Origin of the sequence: Streptomyces atroolivaceus, assembly GCF_000717025.1 — a bacterium.
GTDB lineage: Bacteria > Actinomycetota > Actinomycetes > Streptomycetales > Streptomycetaceae > Streptomyces > Streptomyces atroolivaceus.
Genome location: NZ_JNXG01000015.1, coordinates 279827 through 298087, shown reverse-complemented (window position 1 = coordinate 298087; position 18261 = coordinate 279827). Strand labels below are relative to the sequence as shown.

The 18261-nt window shown below is 70.3% G+C and carries 18 protein-coding genes; 12 read left to right on the top strand and 6 right to left on the bottom strand.

What is annotated here, in order from left to right:
• From OO67_RS26210 to OO67_RS38745, 4 genes are all read right to left on the bottom strand, one after another.
• Positions 1 to 3513: type I polyketide synthase (locus OO67_RS26210; protein ID WP_425274684.1), on the bottom strand; the 3513-nt coding region annotated here is incomplete at its 3' end.
• Between the two features lie 517 nt (positions 3514 to 4030).
• Positions 4031 to 4408 (bottom strand): hypothetical protein, encoded by a 378-nt coding sequence (locus OO67_RS26205; RefSeq protein ID WP_033303939.1) that lies wholly within the window; start codon positions 4406 to 4408, stop codon positions 4031 to 4033.
• On the bottom strand, positions 4405 to 5004 hold the full coding sequence (locus OO67_RS26200; RefSeq protein WP_078598295.1) for an RNA polymerase sigma factor: 600 nt from the start codon (positions 5002 to 5004) through the stop codon (positions 4405 to 4407). The genes OO67_RS26205 and OO67_RS26200 overlap by 4 nt, the downstream gene beginning before the upstream one ends.
• 43 nt (positions 5005 to 5047) lie before the next feature.
• On the bottom strand, positions 5048 to 5137 hold the full coding sequence (locus OO67_RS38745) for an LPXTG cell wall anchor domain-containing protein (protein ID WP_157841737.1): 90 nt from the start codon (positions 5135 to 5137) through the stop codon (positions 5048 to 5050).
• A 282-nt stretch (positions 5138 to 5419) separates the two neighbouring features.
• Here OO67_RS38745 and OO67_RS26195 point away from each other — a divergent pair, with 282 nt between their 5' ends.
• From OO67_RS26195 to OO67_RS26175, 5 genes are all read left to right on the top strand, one after another.
• Positions 5420 to 6226 (top strand): SGNH/GDSL hydrolase family protein, encoded by an 807-nt coding sequence (locus tag OO67_RS26195; protein WP_033303938.1) that lies wholly within the window; start codon positions 5420 to 5422, stop codon positions 6224 to 6226.
• A 197-nt stretch (positions 6227 to 6423) separates the two neighbouring features.
• Positions 6424 to 7683: a bifunctional 3-oxoadipate enol-lactonase/4-carboxymuconolactone decarboxylase PcaDC gene (pcaDC, locus tag OO67_RS26190; RefSeq protein WP_435840281.1), complete on the top strand. Its 1260-nt coding sequence runs from the start codon at positions 6424 to 6426 to the stop codon at positions 7681 to 7683.
• Positions 7684 to 7695: 12 nt separating this feature from the next.
• Entirely contained in the window at positions 7696 to 8343 is a 648-nt protein-coding gene (locus OO67_RS26185; RefSeq protein WP_033303936.1) for an MBL fold metallo-hydrolase, read from the top strand.
• A gap of 34 nt (positions 8344 to 8377) precedes the next feature.
• Entirely contained in the window at positions 8378 to 9157 is a 780-nt protein-coding gene (locus OO67_RS26180) for an exodeoxyribonuclease III (protein WP_033303935.1), read from the top strand.
• Between the two features lie 141 nt (positions 9158 to 9298).
• Complete coding sequence (locus OO67_RS26175) at positions 9299 to 10048, top strand: Clp protease N-terminal domain-containing protein (protein WP_033303934.1); 750 nt, start codon at positions 9299 to 9301, stop codon at positions 10046 to 10048.
• A gap of 122 nt (positions 10049 to 10170) precedes the next feature.
• Here the strand turns inward: OO67_RS26175 and OO67_RS26170 are convergent, their stop codons facing one another.
• On the bottom strand, positions 10171 to 10950 hold the full coding sequence (locus OO67_RS26170) for an SDR family NAD(P)-dependent oxidoreductase (RefSeq protein ID WP_033303933.1): 780 nt from the start codon (positions 10948 to 10950) through the stop codon (positions 10171 to 10173).
• A gap of 107 nt (positions 10951 to 11057) precedes the next feature.
• On the opposite strand from OO67_RS26170, the gene OO67_RS26165 reads away from it, so the two are divergent.
• The 6 genes from OO67_RS26165 (at position 11058) to OO67_RS38740 (ending at position 15456) form a co-directional block, all read left to right on the top strand.
• Positions 11058 to 11519, top strand: a complete 462-nt coding sequence (locus OO67_RS26165; RefSeq protein WP_033303932.1) for a DUF6278 family protein — start codon at positions 11058 to 11060, stop codon at positions 11517 to 11519.
• A gap of 102 nt (positions 11520 to 11621) precedes the next feature.
• Positions 11622 to 12365, top strand: a complete 744-nt coding sequence (locus tag OO67_RS26160) for an amino acid ABC transporter ATP-binding protein (RefSeq protein ID WP_033303931.1) — start codon at positions 11622 to 11624, stop codon at positions 12363 to 12365.
• An 11-nt stretch (positions 12366 to 12376) separates the two neighbouring features.
• Positions 12377 to 13288, top strand: a complete 912-nt coding sequence (locus tag OO67_RS26155; protein ID WP_078598294.1) for a glutamate ABC transporter substrate-binding protein — start codon at positions 12377 to 12379, stop codon at positions 13286 to 13288.
• Between the two features lie 16 nt (positions 13289 to 13304).
• A complete protein-coding gene (locus OO67_RS26150; RefSeq protein ID WP_033303928.1) occupies positions 13305 to 13949 on the top strand; it encodes an amino acid ABC transporter permease in 645 nt (214 codons plus the stop codon).
• Complete coding sequence (locus tag OO67_RS26145) at positions 13946 to 14818, top strand: amino acid ABC transporter permease (RefSeq protein ID WP_033303926.1); 873 nt, start codon at positions 13946 to 13948, stop codon at positions 14816 to 14818. The genes OO67_RS26150 and OO67_RS26145 overlap by 4 nt, the downstream gene beginning before the upstream one ends.
• A 305-nt stretch (positions 14819 to 15123) precedes the next feature.
• A complete protein-coding gene (locus OO67_RS38740) occupies positions 15124 to 15456 on the top strand; it encodes a hypothetical protein (protein WP_157841736.1) in 333 nt (110 codons plus the stop codon).
• Between the two features lie 42 nt (positions 15457 to 15498).
• On the opposite strand, the gene OO67_RS26140 is transcribed toward OO67_RS38740, so the two are convergent.
• A complete protein-coding gene (locus OO67_RS26140) occupies positions 15499 to 16245 on the bottom strand; it encodes a hypothetical protein (RefSeq protein WP_033303924.1) in 747 nt (248 codons plus the stop codon).
• 105 nt (positions 16246 to 16350) lie between these two features.
• Here OO67_RS26140 and ggt point away from each other — a divergent pair, with 105 nt between their 5' ends.
• Complete coding sequence (ggt, locus tag OO67_RS26135) at positions 16351 to 18156, top strand: gamma-glutamyltransferase (protein ID WP_033303922.1); 1806 nt, start codon at positions 16351 to 16353, stop codon at positions 18154 to 18156.
• The last annotated feature ends 105 nt before the right edge of the window (positions 18157 to 18261 follow it).

Sequence of the window (18261 nt, the reverse complement as noted above, 5' to 3'; positions counted from 1 at the left end):
GGCGACCCGGCCCGAGGCCACACTCGACGTCGTTCCCGTCAGCCCGAACCCGGCGGCACCCGCACCCGCCTCACCCAGCCGCGGACCGTACTCCTGGGCCATGACGCCGGTGAAGACCCCCGCCTGAGTGCCACGCAGGGAGTCCGGGGCGATCCCGGCCCGTTCCAGGGCCTCCCACGACACCTCCAGCAGCAGCCGTTGCTGCGGGTCCATCGCCAGCGCCTCACGCGGCGAGATCCCGAACAGTTCGGCGTCGAACTCCGCGGCGCCCTGGACGAATCCGCCGTTGCGTACGTAGGTGGTGCCCACATGGCCGGGGTCGGGGTGGTAGAGGCGGTCCAGGTCCCATCCCCGGTCGGCCGGGAACTCGGAGATCACGTCCCGCTGCTGGGCGACGACCTGCCACAGCGTCTCGGGCGAGTCCACCCCACCCGGGAAACGGCACCCCATGCCGACGATCACGACCGGGTCGTCCTGATCGGCAAGGGCCTCGAGGGCCGCAGCGTCATGCTGCACGTCGGCGAGCAGCGCGGCCATCTCGGCGGGGCTGGGATGGTCGTACACCACCGTGGTGGGGAGCCTGCGCCCGCCGGCCGTGACGAGCCGGTTGCGCAGCTCGACGGCCATCGCCGAGTCGATCCCCAGCTCCTTGAACGTCCGGCGTGGTTCGATCTCGGCGGCGGAGTCGTATCCGAGAACGGCGGCGGTGTGTGCCCTGACCAGCTCCAGGGCGGCCGGTCCGGCCAACGAGCCGGACGGCTCGGCCTCGTGTCCCTCGGCACTGACCTCCGGGGGCGCCGTGGTCTGCGGTGCCGGTAGAGCTCTGGCGGCTCCGGGCTGCCCGGAGATCCAGTGGCGGCGCCGCTGGAAGGCGTACGTCGGCAGCTCGGCGCGGGCGGTGCCCGCGGGCAGGAAGGCGGACCAGTCCACCGCCGCGCCATGGCAGAACGCCTCGCCGAACGCGAGCAGCAGCCGCTGCGGGCCACCCTCCCCGCGGCGCAGGGTGCCGAGCGCGGTGACCGATACGTCCGCGGCCTCTGCCGTCTGCTGCACGGCGAGCGCCAGCACGGGGTGCGGGCTCATCTCGATGAACAGCTCGTGCCCCGCGTCGAGCAGTGCCCGCACGACAGGTTCGAACTGCACGGGTTCCCGCAGGTTGCGGTACCAGTAGTCGACGTCCAGTTCGGAGCCGTCCACCGCCGTGGCGGTCACGGTGGAGTGCAGGGGCACGTCCCCGGTGCGCGGTGCGATCCCGGCGAGGTCGGCCCGGAGCGTGTCGCGTACGGCATCGACGTGCGGGCTGTGCGAGGCGTAGGCGACCGGGACGCGCCGGGTGCGGACGTCCTCGCCGTAGCGTGCGGCCAGTGCGTCCAGGGCGGCCCCGTCACCGGCCACCACGGTCATACCGGGCGAGTTGACGGCGGCCACGCTCAACCGCGGGTCTTCGGCGATGGCGTCGTGGATCCGGTCGGCGGGGAGCGACACGGTGAGCATGCCCCCGCCTCGCCCTGCCAGTGAGCTCAGGGCGGCGCTTCGTACGGCGATCAGCCGGGCAGCGTCGTCCAGGCCGAGGGCGCCGCTGACGGTGGCGGCGGCGATCTCGCCCTGCGAGTGACCGACGACCGCGGCCGGTTCTACACCCGCCGCCCGCCACAGTGCGGCCAGCCCCACCATCACCGCCCACAGGGCGGGTTGCACGACGTCGTCGCGATCGAGGGCCGGTGCGCCGGGGCGTCCGCGCAGCACATCGGTGAGCGACCAGTCGCGGTACGGGCGCAGCGCGCGCTCGCAGTCCCCGACGACCCGGGCGAAGACGGGCGCGCTGTCGAGGAGCTCCGCCGCCATCCCGGCCCACTGCGAGCCCTGGCCCGGGAAGACGAACACCGCTTCGCGGAGGGGCCGTCGACCGCTGCCCTCGACCGCGGCATGGGTGACCCGGGCGTCGGCGACCGCGTCCAGGGCCGTCAGCAGGTCGTTCCGGCCGGCTCCGACGAGGACGGCCCGGTGGGTGAAGGCGGTGCGGTCGTGAGCGAGGGCCCGGGCGACCTCGGAGGCGCCGAGATCCGGGTGCGCCGCGAGGTGCTCGCGCAGACGGGCCGCCTGGGCACGCAGCGCTTTGTCACCGCGTCCCGAAAGCACCCAGGCGACAGAATCGCATTCATCCGATTCTCCAGGATGCCCTGGTGGGTTCTCTGCGGTCGGGGCGGCCTCGGCCTGCCACTCGCCGAGCACCAGATGACAGTTGGTGCCGCCCATTCCGACCGATGTCACACCCGCGACGAGTGGCCCGTCGGGATTCGGCCACGGCCCGGTTCCGGTGACGGCGGCGAGCCGTAGATCGGTGAACGGTATCTGCGGATTGGGGGTCCGGTAGTTCAAGGTCGGGACGAGTTCCCGCTCTTTGAGACAGAGAATGGTCTTGAGGAGCCCAGCAATGCCCGCAGCGCCTTCGAGGTGTCCGATGTTCGTCTTGACCGAACCGATCCCGAGTGGATTCTCCGATGTACGGGATGATGCGAAAACAGCGCCCAGAGCCGAAGCTTCTATGGGGTCGCCGACTCGCGTGCCCGATCCGTGGATTTCGACGTACTGTGCTTGTTCCAGCGGTATACGCGCGTTTGCCCAGGCAGCGCGTATGACGCGTTCCTGGGCTTTCCCGTCGGGAGTGGGAAGGGTGTCACTTGCGCCGTCGCTGCCTATGGCGCCACCGTGCAGCAGACAGTGGATGCGGTCCCCGTCGGCCTTGGCCCGGCTGAGGAGTTTCAGCGCCACGACTCCGCCGCCCTCACCCCGGACGTAGCCGTTCGCCCGGGCGTCGAGGGCGTGACATCGGCCGTCGGGCGAGAGGCTGCCGAAGGCTGCCAGGGCGTGGGTGCTCTCCGGTGCGAGGTTGAGGTTGACGCCGCCGGCCAGCGCCACGACGGACTCCCCGCGGAGCAGGCTCTGGCAGGCCAGGTGTACTGCGACCAGCGAGGACGACTGGGCTGTGTCGACCACCATGCTGGGGCCCTGCAGGCCGAGGACGTACGAGACCCGGTTGGCGATGATGCCGCGGTGCAACCCGGTCACCGTGTGCGCGGAGGTGGCGTCGGGGCCGGCCGCGTGCGTGAGGGTGGCGTAGTCGTCGGCGATGGCGCCGACGAAGACGCCGGTGGCCGTGCCGGCGAGCGTGGCCGGGACGGTGCCGGCGTCCTCCAGCGCCTCCCAGGCGAGTTCGAGTACGAGCCGCTGCTGCGGGTCCATCGCGGCGGCTTCACGCGGGGATATGCCGAAGAATTCGGCGTCGAAGGTGTCGACCTCAGGGAGGAAACCGCCAGGGAGCGGCGTCCCGTCACCCGGAGCGGCAAGGTGTGCGCGATCCGCGGGTGGATCCGCTATGGCATCGCGGCCGTGCCTGAGGAGGTCCCATAACTCGGCCGGGTTCGTCGCGCCCGGAAAGCGGCAGGAAAGTCCGACGACGGCAACTGTCCGGTCGTCGAACTGCGTCTGTCCATCCCGGTCCGGCTGTTCCAGGTTTTCCGCAGAACCGCCGGACGATCTTCGTGTCGCACTGTCTGATGGCGGTGCTGCTGCCTTAATCCGGGCATGGCGGATCATGGTCCTCTTGCTCCCCCCGTGAAGCACGAACAACGGCGCTGCCGACTAGGCGGCCCAGCCCGATGCTATCTCGAATTGGACCCTAGCACCGAGGTTGCGCTTCGTAAACCAATTACCATGGCATTGGTATGGGGAATTGATTTTCCGGGTAATCGTTCACCTCTTCCTTGCCTGGCGGTACCACCTTGGTCTCCGCACGGCTCCGGCCGCCGTGGAGTATTGCGCGGAGCGTGATCGGAATCCTCGGCGTTCGTCCCGTGCGGACGGCGCCCCGGTGCCTCCCGGCCCGGTGACGCCACTCCCGGGCCGGGAGGCATGAGGGAGGAGACCGAACCGGGCCGGCGGGCCGAAGCCCTCGGGGGGTTGAAGCCTCCGAACTCTCACGGAGCGGGCGTTCCCGTGCTCGCGGTCCGGGGGAGAGGCCGGGCCCTGGTCACCGGGAAGCGGCCGGGACGTCACTGTCTGCTGCAGGCCCGTGCGCGGCATCCGTCGCGGGGTGCGCCTTGGTCAGGGTGCAGACGCCGTCCACGCACTGGCGTTCCAGCCGCCCGCGGGAGATGGTCTGCGCCAGGCCGACCATCCAGCAGGTGGGGCAGCCACGGAAGGCGATCAGTGCCAACGGGGCCGCCAGCAGCGTGGCAGGCCCGGCGACGGGAACCAGGGCGATCGAGCCGATGATCAGCCCGAAGCCGATGGCGCCACGCGCCAGGTGGCGCGGGACGGACTTGCTGGCGAAGTTCATCGCGGGCGCCCCGGACTGAGCGGGGGCCTTCTCGCTCTGCGCGGGCTTCACGAGGTTCACGGTGTTCACGGTCGTGGGTCTCCTCCCACTGGCTGGTCTATGGCCTGATCCTGCGCCTGGTCGGTCGCTGTCAGTGAATGGCGCAGTGCTGTACGTGCTCTGTGCAGCCGTGACTTCATCGCGGCGTTGCTCAACCCGAGCGAGTGGGCGACGGTCTTGCCGGGCAGGCCCTGGATGTCACGCATGATCAGGATCTGCCGCTGGTCACGGGGAAGTGCGCTGACCGCGGCCGCGATCCGCTCCACCTCCATCCTGTGCAGTACCGCGTCCTCTGCGGACTGCTCCGCGGACGCCTCCGGTTCGGCGGACGCGTCGGCCCTCTGCGGGACGAGCAGCCGTACCTGCCGGAGGCATTCGTTGCGCACGATCCGGAACATCCACGAAGCGAGCGCGCCGGTGGCCCGCAAGGTGCCGATCTTCCGGTAGAGGATGATCAGCGCCTCCTGCGCCGCGTCCTCCGCGTCCTGCGGCGAGGCGCACAGCGAGATGGCGAACTTGCGCACATGAGGCTGCGATTCCATGACGACGGTGGTCAGCGAGGTGACGTCGCCGTCCTGAGCGGCCTTGATCAGCCGCTCGTCCGGCCAGGGGAAGCGTGGTTTCATGTGCTACTCATACCCGGAAGGCGCCCCGCGCGCAGGCGACTGGTCAGCTTCGGCTCTTGTAGCGCCGCAGCAGGTGCCAGCTGCACGCGCCCACGAGCAGGACTCCGATCACTACGAGGACTGTGGTCATCATGGGTGTTGCCTCCCGGTTCTGCCGGCCCGTTCGGCCGGTACACGGATAAGAGGCGGGGGGGTCCGAAAAGGATTCACCTCCGGCCGAAGTTTCTTTCGCTCCTCGCACGCCCCCGCTCACGCAGCCGCGGCACGCGGTCCGTCGCGCCCCCGGGACGACTGCGCGCGCCCCTCGGTGGAGAACCTGCGCTGGTGCCAACGGGTGCTGGCCGTCGTCGACCGGCGACGGACCGCCCCCGACCTCTGACCGGGACACCCTGTGCCCGCACCCGGAAGGCCCCGTATGACTGACGGCATCCGTTACGAGCGTTACGTCGCCCTGGGCGACAGTCAGACCGAAGGCGTCGGCGACGGCGACGACGTCACCGGCCTGCGCGGCTGGGCGGACCGCCTCGCGGAACGAGTCGCGGTGACCGGTCCCGGACTCGGTTACGCCAACCTCGCCGTGCGAGGCCGGACCGCGGCCCAGGTGCGCGCCGAACAGCTTCCCGCCGCACTGGAGTGCGGGCCGGACCTCGCGACCGTCGTCGCGGGGATGAACGACCTGATCCGGCCCGCCTTCGACGCCGACGAGGTGGCCGGCCACCTGGAGGCGATGTTCGCGGCGCTCACGGCGTCCGGCGCCCGGGTCGCCACCGTCACCTACCCCGACATCTCCGCCATCGCCCCGCTCGCCCGTCCACTGGCCCCCAGGGTCACCGCCCTCAACACCCGGATCCGCGCGGCCGCCCACCGCCACGGTGTCCTGGTCGCCGAGACCGAGGGCCTCCCCGCCCTCACCGACCCCCGGCTCTGGTGCGCCGACCGGCTCCACGCAGGCCCCCTCGGTCACCAGCGCATCGCCGACGCCTTCGCCCACGCCCTCGCCCTGCCCGGAGCCGACGCCTCCTGGGCCGAACCCCTGCCTGACCTCCCCGCCCCGCACCGGCTCCGGGCCGTGGCCACCGAGCTCCGCTGGATCGCCACCTTCCTGGGCCCCTGGATCGAACGCCGCCTCCGGGGCCGTTCCTCCGGTGACCGACGCACCGCCAAACGCCCGCACCTGCTCCCCGTCGAGCAGTCCGGGCAGCCTCTGCCAGGGAGCTGGTGACGCCGGCCGACAGCAGGCACGGCGGCTGTGGAGGACCGGCCGGGTGGGGACCACCGCACCGGGGGAGAGGGGCGACCGAAGTCCAGGGCGCACCTGGTACGCGGACCAGGGCGGGAGCCGCCAGGTCCTACCCGGAGCTGTGCGGGATTGTGGGAGATGAGAGGGTCTAGCGGGTGAGCGAGACACTGCCGAACACCATGCAATACCGCTTTGACGGGCCAGAAGACGCTCCGGTCCTGGTGATCGGGCCCTCCCTGGGCACCACCTGGCACATGTGGGACCGCCAGATACCCGAGCTGTCCAAGCACTGGAGAATCTTCCGCTACGACCTCCCCGGGCACGGCGGAGCCCCGGCTCATCCCGCCTCCGCGGTCACCGACCTCGCCGACCGCCTCCTCGCCACCCTGGACAGCGTCGGCGTCCAGCGCTTCGGATACGCGGGCTGTTCCATCGGCGGCGCCGTCGGTGCCGACCTCGCACTGCGCCACCCGCACCGGGTCGCCGCCCTGGCGCTCGTCGCCGCGTCGCCGCGCTTCGGCACCGCCGACGAGTTCCGCCAGCGCGGGGTGATCGTCCGCAGCAACGGCCTGGAGCCGATCGCCCGCACATCCCCGGAACGCTGGTTCACCCCCGGCTTCGCGGCGGCCCAGCCGGCCATCGTGGAATGGGCCGTCCAGATGGTCCGTACCACCGACCCCGGCTGCTACATCGCCTCCTGCGAGGCCCTGGCCGCCTTCGACATCCGTGCGGAGCTCCCCCGCATCGGGGTGCCGACCCTCGTCCTGGTCGGGGCCGAGGACGAGGTCACGGGCCCAGCCGAGGCGCGGACCCTGGTCGCGGGCATCCCGGACGCCCGGCTCGCCCTCGTCCCCGGAGCCTCCCACCTCGCCCCGGTCGAACAGCCGGCCGCGGTCACCGACCTGCTGCTCATGCACTTCTCGACCGCCTGGCAGGACACCCTGGCGTCGACGCCCGTACCGCCGCCCCCGGGCTTCGCCGCCCCGTTCGCCCCGGTCGTCCCCGTCGCGGAGATAGCCCCCGCGGCCTACCTGCCCGACGCTTCCCCGGCAGGGCCCGACGACCGGTACGACCGCGGGATGAAGGTGCGGCGGGAGGTGCTGGGCGACGCGCATGTGGACGCCGCGTCCGCCGCGTCCGACGGCTTCACCGACGACTTCCAGGAGCTCCTCACCCGCTACGCCTGGGGTGAGGTCTGGAGCCGGGAGGGCCTCGACCGCAGAGCCCGCAGCTGCGTCTCCCTCACCGCGGTGGTCGCTTCCGGGCACCTGGGCGGCCTCGCCCAGCACGTCAGGGCCGCGCTGCGCAACGGGCTCACGCCCGTGGAGATCAAGGAGGTGCTGCTCCAGACCGCCGTCTACTGCGGCATCCCGGCGGCAGGCGCGGCGTTCGAGATCGCGCAGTCCGTGATCCAGGAGGAAACGACCCCGCCCGCGTAGCAGGATGGGGGCATGAACGCTTCGTCTCTCACGCTCACCAAGAAGACCCACTCCTGTGTCCGCCTGGAGCGGGACGGGCAGTCGCTCGTCATCGACCCCGGCGGATTCACCGAGGACGACGCCGCGGTCGGTGCCGACGCGATCCTGGTGACGCACGAGCACCCCGACCACTTCGACGAGTCCCGGCTGCGAGCCGCGCTGGAGTCCAACCCCGCCGCCCGGGTCTGGACCCTGCGCAGTGTCGCCGAGCAGGTGTCCGCCGCGTTCCCGGGGCGTGTGCACACCGTCGGCCACGGCGACACGTTCACCGCCGCGGGGCTCGAGGTACAGGTGCACGGTGAACTGCACGCGGTGATCCACCCGGACATCCCCAGGGTCACCAACATCGGTTTCCTCGTGGACGGTTCGGTCTTCCATCCCGGCGACGCCCTCACGGTGCCCGACCACCCGGTGGACACGCTGATGCTGCCGGTCATGGCCCCCTGGAACAAGATCTCGGAAGTGATCGACTACGTGCGCGAGGTGAAGCCGCGCCGTGCGATCGACGTCCACGACGCCCTGCTCACCGACCTCGCCCGCCCGATCTACGACAGGCAGATCGGCGCCCTGGGCGGTGCGGACCACGGCCGGCTCGCCCCGGGTGACGCGACCCGTCTCTGACCCGGCTGTCAGTGGGAGCGGTTAGGTTTGCTGCATGCGCATCGCCACGTGGAACGTCAATTCGATCACCGCCCGGCTTCCGAGGCTGCTGGCCTGGCTGGAGAGCAGCGGCACCGACGTGCTGTGCATCCAGGAGACCAAATGCACCCTCGAGCAGTTTCCCGCCGAAGCGCTGCGTGAGCTGGGCTACGAGTCCGCGGTCAACGCCACCGGCCGGTGGAACGGCGTGGCGCTGCTGTCCCGTGTCGGCCTCGCGGACGTGGTGACGGGCCTGCCCGACGGCCCGGAGTACGAGGGGGTGCAGGAGCCGAGGGCGATCTCGGCGACCTGCGGGCCCGCCCGTGTCTGGTCGGTCTACGTACCCAACGGCCGCGAGGTCGCCCACGACCACTACGCCTACAAGCTCCGCTGGCTGGAGGCCCTGCAGAAGGCCGTCGCGGCGGACGCGGCCGGCGCCCTGCCGTTCGCGGTCCTCGGCGACTTCAACATCGCCCCGACGGACGAGGACGTCTGGGACCCGGCGCTCTTCGTGGGCGCCACCCACGTGACCCCCGCCGAGCGGGAGGCGCTCGCCACGCTGCGCGAGAGCGGGCTCTCCGACGTGGTGCCGCGCCCCCTCAAGTACGACCACCCCTACTCCTACTGGGACTACCGCCAGCTCAGCTTCCCGAAGAACAAGGGCATGCGCATCGACCTCGTCTACGGCAACGCCCCCTTCGCGGCGGCGGTCAAGGACAGCTACGTGGACCGCGAGGAGCGCAAGGGCAAGGGAGCCTCCGACCACGCCCCGGTGGTCGTCGACCTCGACCTCTGACGGTTCGGTCGTCGTCCTCGGCCCAGGACGGCCCGGAGCCCGCGCGGGGTCAAGGGCCCGTCCTCTCCCCGTGCGGCCTTCGCCCGGCGCAAGTGTCAACCTCGGGTTGACGCCCTAGGGGTGTCAACCTAGGGTTGCCGTATGACGAAGCCGCTGCGCGCCGACCCACCCATCCGTCTCGACGACCTGATCGACGCGATCAAGAAGACCCATACCGACGCACTGGAGCAGCTCACCGGAGCCGTGGTCGCGGCGGATCACCTCGGTGAGATCGCCGATCACCTCATCGGCCACTTCGTGGACCAGGCGCGCCGCTCGGGTGCGTCCTGGACCGACATCGGCAGGAGTATGGGCGTCACCCGGCAGGCCGCCCAGAAGCGGTTCGTGCCCAAGAAGCCCGGCGAGGCCTCCGACCTGGACCCGAGTCAGGGGTTCGGCCGGTTCGACGAACAGGCCAGGAACGTCGTCATGGCCGCGCACAACGAGGCTCACGCCGCCCGCAACGACGAGGTGGGTGTGGGGCACCTGCTCCTGGGTGTCCTGGCCGAGCCGGAGTCGCCGGGTGCTCAGGTGCTCGCGGGCCAGGGGGTCCCGCCGGAGGCGGTCCGGGAGGCCGCGGTGCTCGCCCTGCCCGCGGCGGCCGACCAGGTCCCCGAGCTGATCCCGTACGACGCCGAGGCCCGGAAGGTCCTGGAGCTCACCTTCCGGGAGGCGCTCCGCCTCGGCCACGACTTCATCGGGACCGGGCACATCGTGCTGGCCCTGCTGGAGTTCGAAGGGGGTGCGGGCGTACTCGCGGGGCTGGGCATCGACAAGGACGCGGCTTCGTCCGCCGTCGCCGCGGCGGTCGCAGGCGAGACGGTGGCGCCGGCCGCGGGCGCCGAAAGCTGAAGCGGGCGCCGGGCGCCCGGTGTGCGGGCGACGGGCCTCGCGTCCGAACCCTGTCGCCCAGGTGCTGGTGCGCCGCGGATGCCGCCCTTCGCCGGGCGGCATCCGCATGTCGGCGGGTCGCCTCAGTGCACCGAGAATCCGCCGTCGACGAACAGCGACTGCCCCGTGACGTACGAGGAGGCGGCGCTGGCGAGGAACACCGCGGCACCCGCGAAGTCCTCGGCCAGCCCGTTGCGGCCCACCATCGTGCGAGCGGCCAGGGCGGCCACCCGCTCCGGGTCCGACGACAGCCGCTGGTTGAGCGGAGTCATCACGAACCCCGGCACCAGCGTGTTGCAGGTGACGCCGTGCGGTGACCAGGCCTCGGCCTGCGAGCGTGCCAGCGATTCCAGTGCCCCCTTGGAGACGCCGTACGCACCGCTCTGCACGAACGCCCGGTGCGCCTGCTGGGAAGTGATGTGGATGATCCGCCCGAAGCCGCGTCCGGCCATACCGGGGCCGTACCGGCGGCCCAGCAGATAGGGCGCCTTGAGGTTCACCGTCATCGTGGTGTCCCAGACGTCCTCGTCGAGTTCGCTCATGGGGGGCCGCAGGTTGACGCCCGCGCAGTTGACGAGGATGTCGGGCTCGCCGAACGCGGCCGCCGCCTCGTCGCCGGCCACGCGCACGCCCTCGGAGGTCCCCAGATCGGCGCTCACCCAGGCCGCCCGGCAGCCGGCGGCCTCGAGTTCACCGACGGTCCGCGCCAGTTCCGCCTCCCTGCGTGCCACGACCACCACGCTCGCACCGGCGCGTGCGAGCGCCTCCGTGATGCCACGGCCGATGCCGGAGCTGCCGCCGGTCACCACGGCGACCCGGCCTTCCAGCGAGAAGAGTTCGGAAAGGTATTTCTGCGACGTCATCCCCGTACCTTAGAGAGATGGCCAGGTCATGTACGTGGCGGGTCCCGGAACCGGCACAGTCGCGCGCCCTGCGATGCGGAACGCCTCAGGGGTGGGATCCTGGTGGCATGAACATCCCTTTCCTGGACAACTGGCGTAAGCGCCAGGGCGGTACACGGGAGGTGGCTCTCGCAGCCGCCGTCGAGACCGATCCGGACGGCGTCGCCGAGCTGTTCGCGGAATGTGAGTTGCTGCGGGCCCGGGCAGGGCAGTGCGGCCTCGAACTCGACGACAGCCCCGCCTCGTTGTCCGCGCTCGACCAGCTGCCGCCCATCTGGCGCGACGACCCGGAAGAGCTGCCGTGGGTGGGCAACGACGCCGGCCTCTACCTCGGCACCGTGCTGGTGCGTACCGTTCCCGGGGCCGCCTGGGACATCCTGGCGGGTGGAAAGCCTGTGGTCCGACTGGCTTCCGGGCGCGAGATCGACGTGGTCGCCGCAGGCCTGGACTGGGCGATGTCGGGCAGCCCCGAGCTCTCCGAGATGTACGCGGAGACCGCGGAGAGCGGCCCGGAGGTCAAAACGCGATAAACAGCCTTATACGCCGCTGGTGCGTGTCGGCCCCGAAGTGCGTGTCCGCCCCGGATAGTTTGCGCTGACCTCGACACAAGCGATAAGTGGGTAGGGCAGCGTATGGCCGTCGATCCGTTGATCGAGCTGCGGGACGTCAACAAGTACTTCGGGAAGTTGCACGTACTGCAGGACATCAATCTCACCGTCGGCCGCGGGGAGGTGGTGGTGGTCATCGGCCCCTCCGGATCGGGCAAATCAACGCTCTGCCGGACCATCAACCGACTCGAGACGATCGAGTCCGGCCACATCGCCATCGACGGGAAGCCACTCCCCGCGGAGGGGAAGGGGCTCGCGGAGCTCCGGGCCGAAGTGGGCATGGTCTTCCAGTCGTTCAACCTGTTCGCACACAAGACCGTTCTGGCGAACGTCTCGCTCGCCCAGCTCAAGGTCCGTAAGCGCAAGAGGGACGAGGCCGACCAGCGTTCCCGGGAGCTGCTGGAGCGGGTCGGACTCGCCTCGCAGGCGGACAAGCTTCCCGCCCAGCTCTCCGGCGGACAGCAGCAGCGCGTCGCCATCGCCCGCGCCCTCGCCATGGACCCCAAGGCGCTGCTCTTCGACGAGCCCACCTCCGCGCTCGACCCGGAGATGATCAACGAGGTCCTCGAGGTCATGCAGCAGCTCGCCCGTGAGGGCATGACCATGGTGGTGGTCACGCACGAGATGGGCTTCGCCCGTTCCGCCGCCAACCGCGTGGTCTTCATGTCCGACGGGCGCATCGTGGAGGACCGCACCCCGGAGGACTTCTTCACGGCCCCGGAGAGCGACCGGGCCAAGGACTTCCTGTCCAAGATTCTCAAGCACTGACGGGGGGCACCGTGTTGCGTACGAGGAACATCGCGGCCGTGCTGGCCTGCCTCCTGATCGCCGTGCTCGCCGGCTGCGGCAGGGAGGGCAGCCCGCCGGTCAAGGGCCCGAAGGCGGGTGAACTCCCCCAGTACACGGTCGACACCGCTTTCCGGCTGCCGGAGTCGAAGACCTGGACGAAGGCCAAGAAGCGTGGCCACCTCGTCGTCGGAGCCAAGGAGGACCAGCCCTATCTCGGCGAGAAGGACCCGGCCACCGGGATCTACTCCGGCTTCGACATCGAGATCGCCCGCATGATGGCGGCCTCACTCGGTTTCGAGCCGGACACGATCCGTTTCCGGACCATCGCCTCCGCCAACCGCGAGACGGCGCTCCAGAACGGGCAGATCGACTACTACGTCGGCACCTACACGATCAACGACATGCGCAAGAAACTCGTCGGCTTCGCCGGGCCGTACTATCTGGCCGGCCAGGGGCTGCTGGTGCGCACCGACGAGAACGACATCAAGGGGCCGCAGGACCTGGCGGGCAAGACCGTCTGTTCGGCCGCCGGATCGACCCCCTACCAGCGCATCGCCGCCGACTTCCCCGAGGCGGACCTGGTCGCCTACGACACGTACTCGATCTGCGTCGACAACCTGCTGACCTTCCAGGTCGACGCCGTCACCACCGACGACGCCATCCTCCTGGGCTTCGCGGCCAAGGCGCCGGACGAGATGAAGGTGGTCGGCAAGCCGTTCTCCGAGGAGCCCTACGGCATCGGGGTACCGCGCAGTGACAACGCACTGCGCGCCGCGCTCAACGACGCGCTGGAGGCCAACGAGAAGAACGGCAACTGGAAGAAGGCGTTCGAGGCGACCCTCGGTCTGTCGGGCGTGCCCGCGCCGAAACCCCCGCCCATCGACCGCTACCCGTCGAACTGAGGGGCCGGCCACCACCATGGATGTACTGACAGAGAACTGGTCGCTCTACGGCAAGGGCTTCCTCGGCACCGTCGAACTCACCGTCTACGCCTCGGTCCTGGCTCTGGTGCTCGGGTTCGTCATGGCGTCCTTCCGGGTCGCACCCGTCGGCTCGCTCCGGGTGATCGGCACCGTCTGGGTCGCGGTGCTCCGCAACACCCCGCTGACACTGCTGTTCTTCGCAGTCCTGCTCGGCCTGCCGCGCTTCGGCCTGATCCTGCCCTTCCAGGTCTTCGCGGTCCTCGCCCTCGGCTGCTACACCTCGGCCTTCATCTGCGAGGCGCTGCGCTCCGGCATCAACACCGTGCCGACGGGTCAGGGCGAAGCGGCCCGCAGTCTGGGGATGTCCTTCGGGCAGACGCTGAACAACGTGGTCCTGCCGCAGGCCTTCCGGTCGGTGATCCCACCGGTGGGGTCGACGCTCATCGCCCTCGCCAAGAACTCCGCGATCGCGGGTGCGTTCAGCGTCACCGAGCTGCTGGGTACCTACAAGACCCTCAACGAACTCGGCTACAGCATCATCTGGTCCTTCATCTGGATCGCCGTCGGATACCTGATCATCACCCTCGCCATCAGTGCGCTCTTCAACGTGTTGGAGAAGCGCTGGGGAGTCGCCCGATGACCCGCTCCACCGTCTCCGCCACCGCTCTCTACGACATCCCGGGGCCCCTGACCCGCAAACGTCACTTCCTCTACGGGGTCCTCTCCACCGCCGTGATCCTCGCGCTGTTGGGCTGGCTCCTCTACCTGCTCTTCGACACGGATCAGTTCACCAGCGCGAAGTGGACACCCTTCACCTACAAGGGCATCCAGGAACTGCTGCTGCGCGGCCTCGGCAACACACTCAAGGCGTTCGCCTACGCGGCGGTCCTCTCCCTCGTGCTCGGCGCGGTGCTGGCCGTCGGCCGGCTCTCCGACCACAAGCCGGTGCGCTGGATCTCGACGCTGCTCGTCGAGTTCTTCCGGGCCATGCCCGTGCTGGTGATGATCTTCTTCATCTTCGTCGCCCTGAAGGTCCAGCCGCTGCCGGCGCTGGTCGCGGGACTGACCCTCTACAACGGGTCCGTGCTCGCCGAGGTCTTCCGCACCGGGATCAACTCCGTGGAGCGGGGCCAGCGGGAGGCGGCGTACGCGCTGGGTATGCGAAAGACGCAGGTCACCACGCACGTCCTTGCCCCCCAGGCCGTCCGGGCGATGCTGCCCACCATCATCAGCCAGCTGGTGGTGGCACTCAAGGACACCTCGCTGGGCTATCTCATCACCTATGAGGAGTTCCTCCACGCGGGCAAGCTGATCGCGTCCAACCTCGACTACGATCTGCCGTTCATCCCCGTGGTCATGGTGATCTCGCCCATCTACATCGGCATGTGCATGCTGCTCTCCTGGTTCGCCACCTGGGTGGCCAGACGGGAGCGGCGCAACCCGAAGACCGAAGGGACGGGTGTGGCCGCCGCCGAGCCGGGAACCTTGCTGCCGGGCCGCCTGCGATAGCCCTCGGAGAGTTCGCCCGGCAGCAGCCGGTGATCACTCTCCCCACCGTGGACCCGGGACGCGATCCGTATCCGTGCCCGGTGGGGGAGAAGGTCAGCTGTGTGCCGGCCGGGTCGCGGCCGATGTGACGAGGGCCGGTGAAGGTCACCGGGCGGCGTGTGACCGGTCCGGACGCCGTGGGCGTGGAGTACGGCTCCACGCCCACGGCCCGGTGCGGCCGATGTCGCTGCCGCGCCACGGAGAGGGAGACCGTGGAATCCCCGGCGTGGGTACGGCGAACATCCTTACGTAAGGGGCGAGTTGTCATGCGTCACGCAGGCGGGCCCCGTACGCACCGGGAGGTCCGGATCTCCGCCGGGCCCGCGCGCGTCTGGACATGGACGGCCGGTACGGCAAGCCGGCCGAGGAGCCGGAAGACCGGATGGCGACCTGGTCCTTCACCCTCACCCCGTACGCCGACGGGGTGGTGCTGCGTCAGTCGGTCACGGTCGGGGCCCGGACGCTCGGGGCTGAACGCCTACGTCGAGCGGACGCCCGAGGCCGAAGCGGCGATCACCGCCTACCGCTTCGACGAGCTGGGCAAGGGTATGAACGCCACCCTCAGGGGCATCAAGGACGCGGCGGAACGGCAGGGCTGAGCGCCCCGTCTCCCGGACCGGGGCGCTGCGGCACCCCGGGCCTCATCCGGTGGCCCGGTGCGATGTGCGGGGCGCCGAGGGAAGCGGTGCCTGTGCCGCCCGCGTCACATCACCTATCAGCTCGACCACATCGGGCCCGTACGACTGGGAGTTGACCACTTTCAGGAGCAGTACGAAGGAGCCGTTGCGGTGCTTGCGCTGCAGCTTCTCGTAGTTGCGCATCAGGTATCGCGAGGCCGCCTGGTTGGTGATGGCGCTCTGCCCGCAGAGCAGGAAGACGGGGCGTGCGTCCTGGCCGCCGGTGAGCCGTGCCAGCAGTACGTGCTCGGATGTGCCCAGCTCCAGCCGGTAGCGCTCCGAGCCCACCTGGAAGGCGGCCCGGTCGGGCCCCGGCTCGGGCCCGGTGTGGATCTTCACTCCCGGCAGCAGAGTCTGCAGATGTGCGGCCATCCGCCGGTTGGACACCGGCCCGCCCACGCAGAACTCCGTCCGCTCGCCGAAGCCCTGACGGGCGGTGTCGTGCGACACGATCTGGGCGTGTGCGGCGCAGTCCTTGATGAGAGCGGAGAGTTCGAGCAGGGCGAAGACGTCGTGGCGGTGGACGGCGCCGTCGCCCCCGGCGTCGCGGTTGACGACGAGCAGGCACTCCGAATTGCCCGGCAGTCCGAAGAAGGCCTGCTTGCGGCGGAGTTTGCGCCGCCAGAGGTACGTACGGGCGAGCCAGCCGAGGGCGGCACTGATCCCGGCCGCTATGAGGCCGAGCACGATGTTGCGTACGTCGTCGTTCATGAGCGGGCATAGTAGCGGCCCGTTCGGACGTGTGGCCGAGGCGGTCCTGACGATGCGGGTGGTGCGGCGTTACCCTGCGCGGACGATCCTTCACAGGAGGTACGGATGCGTCATTCCGTAGGCCGGAATGTGTCGTTCCCAGTCGTGCTCGTCGTCATCGGCTCGCTCGGTGCCGCGGCCCCCGCGGCCTCGGCGCCACCTGTTCCACCTCCCAAGTCGCCCGTGGCGGTGGGGTACGGAGGGGCGGTGTCGAGCGTCGACGCGGACGCTTCGGCGGCCGGTATCGAGGTGCTCCGCAAGGGAGGCAACGCCGTCGACGCGGCCGTCGCCACCGCCGCCGCGCTGGGCGTCACGGAGCCCTACTCGGCGGGCATCGGAGGCGGCGGGTACTTCGTCCACTACGACGCGAGGACGGGCAGCGTACAGACCGTCGACGGCCGCGAGACCGCCCCCCGCAGCGCGGACTCCTCTCTGTTCCTGGAGAACGGGAAACCGATCCCCTTCAACGACGCCGTCACCAGCGGACTGGGGGTCGGCACCCCCGGCACTCCCGCCACCTGGGAGAAGGTGCTCGACGCATGGGGCAGCAAGCCGCTCAAGCGGCTGCTGGAACCGGCCGAGCGGCTGGCCCGGGAGGGATTCGTCGTGGACGAGACCTTCCGCTCCCAGACCGCGGCCAATCAGGCACGGTTCGCCGACTTCCCCGCGAGTGCCGAACTCTTCCTGCCTGGCGGCCGGTTGCCGGTGACCGGGTCGGTGTTCAAGAACCCCGACCTGGCCCGCACGTACAGGACGCTGGGCCGTGAGGGCGTCGACGAGCTCTACCGGGGCGAGTTGGCCCGCGACATCGTGTCGACGGTGCGGAAGCCGCCCGTGGACCCTGCGGCGACCCGTGTGGCGCGTCCGGGAGACCTGACGACCGGGGACCTCAAGGGGTACCGCGCGCTGCGTCAGGCCCCGACGAAGACCGCCTACCGAGGCCTCGACGTGTACGGCATCGCGCCGTCCTCGTCCGGAGGTACGAGCGTCGGTGAAGCCCTCAACATCCTCGAGTCGACAGACCTGTCGAAGGTGAGCGAGGTGCAGTACCTGCACCGGCTCATCGAGGCCAGCAGGATCGCTTTCGCCGACAGGGGCCGCTGGGTCGGCGACCCGGCGTTCGAGGATGTGCCCACGCGAGAGCTGCTCAGCCAGCGCTTCGCCGACTCGCGCGAGTGCCTCATCAAGGACGACGCGGTCCTCACCAGCCCGCTCGCACCGGGCGACCCACGCGACCCCGTACGCTGCGCCAACAGGGGCGAGGCGGCCCCGACGACGTACGAGGGTGAGAACACGACTCATCTGACCACCGCCGACAAGTGGGGCAACGTCGTCGCCTACACCCTGACGATCGAGTCGACGGGCGGCAGCGGCATCACCGTGCCCGGGCGGGGTTTCCTGCTCAACAACGAGCTGACCGACTTCTCCTTCGCCCCGGCGAATCCGGCGGTCCACGACCCGAACCTGCCCGGCCCGGCGAAGCGACCGCGCTCGTCCATCTCGCCGACCATCGTGCTGGAACACGGAAAACCCGTACTGGCCCTGGGAACGCCGGGCGGCGCCACGATCATCACCACCGTCCTGCAGTCGCTGACCGGCCACCTGGACCGGGGGCTGCCGCTGGTGGAGGCGATCGCCGCGCCGCGTGCCAGCCAGCGCAACTCGGCCACGACCGAGATCGAGCCGGGGCTGTGGGACAGCCCTGTGCGGGAGGAGTTGGAGGCTCTCGGGCACGTGTTCAAGGCGAACCCGGAGATCGGTGCGGCCACGGGCATCCAGCGCCTCCCAGGAGGACGCTGGCTCGCGGCCGCCGAAAAGGTGCGGCGCGGTGGTGGCTCGGCCATGGTGGTAGCGCCGAGCGGTCGTTCGTGACCGATCGGCGCAAGCAGGGGCCTCGGGGCCGGAAGGGCGTGGTTCACCGCGCCGTTCCGGCCCCGAGGTCTTGATGCGGCCGGTCGCATCCGCGACGGCCGTATC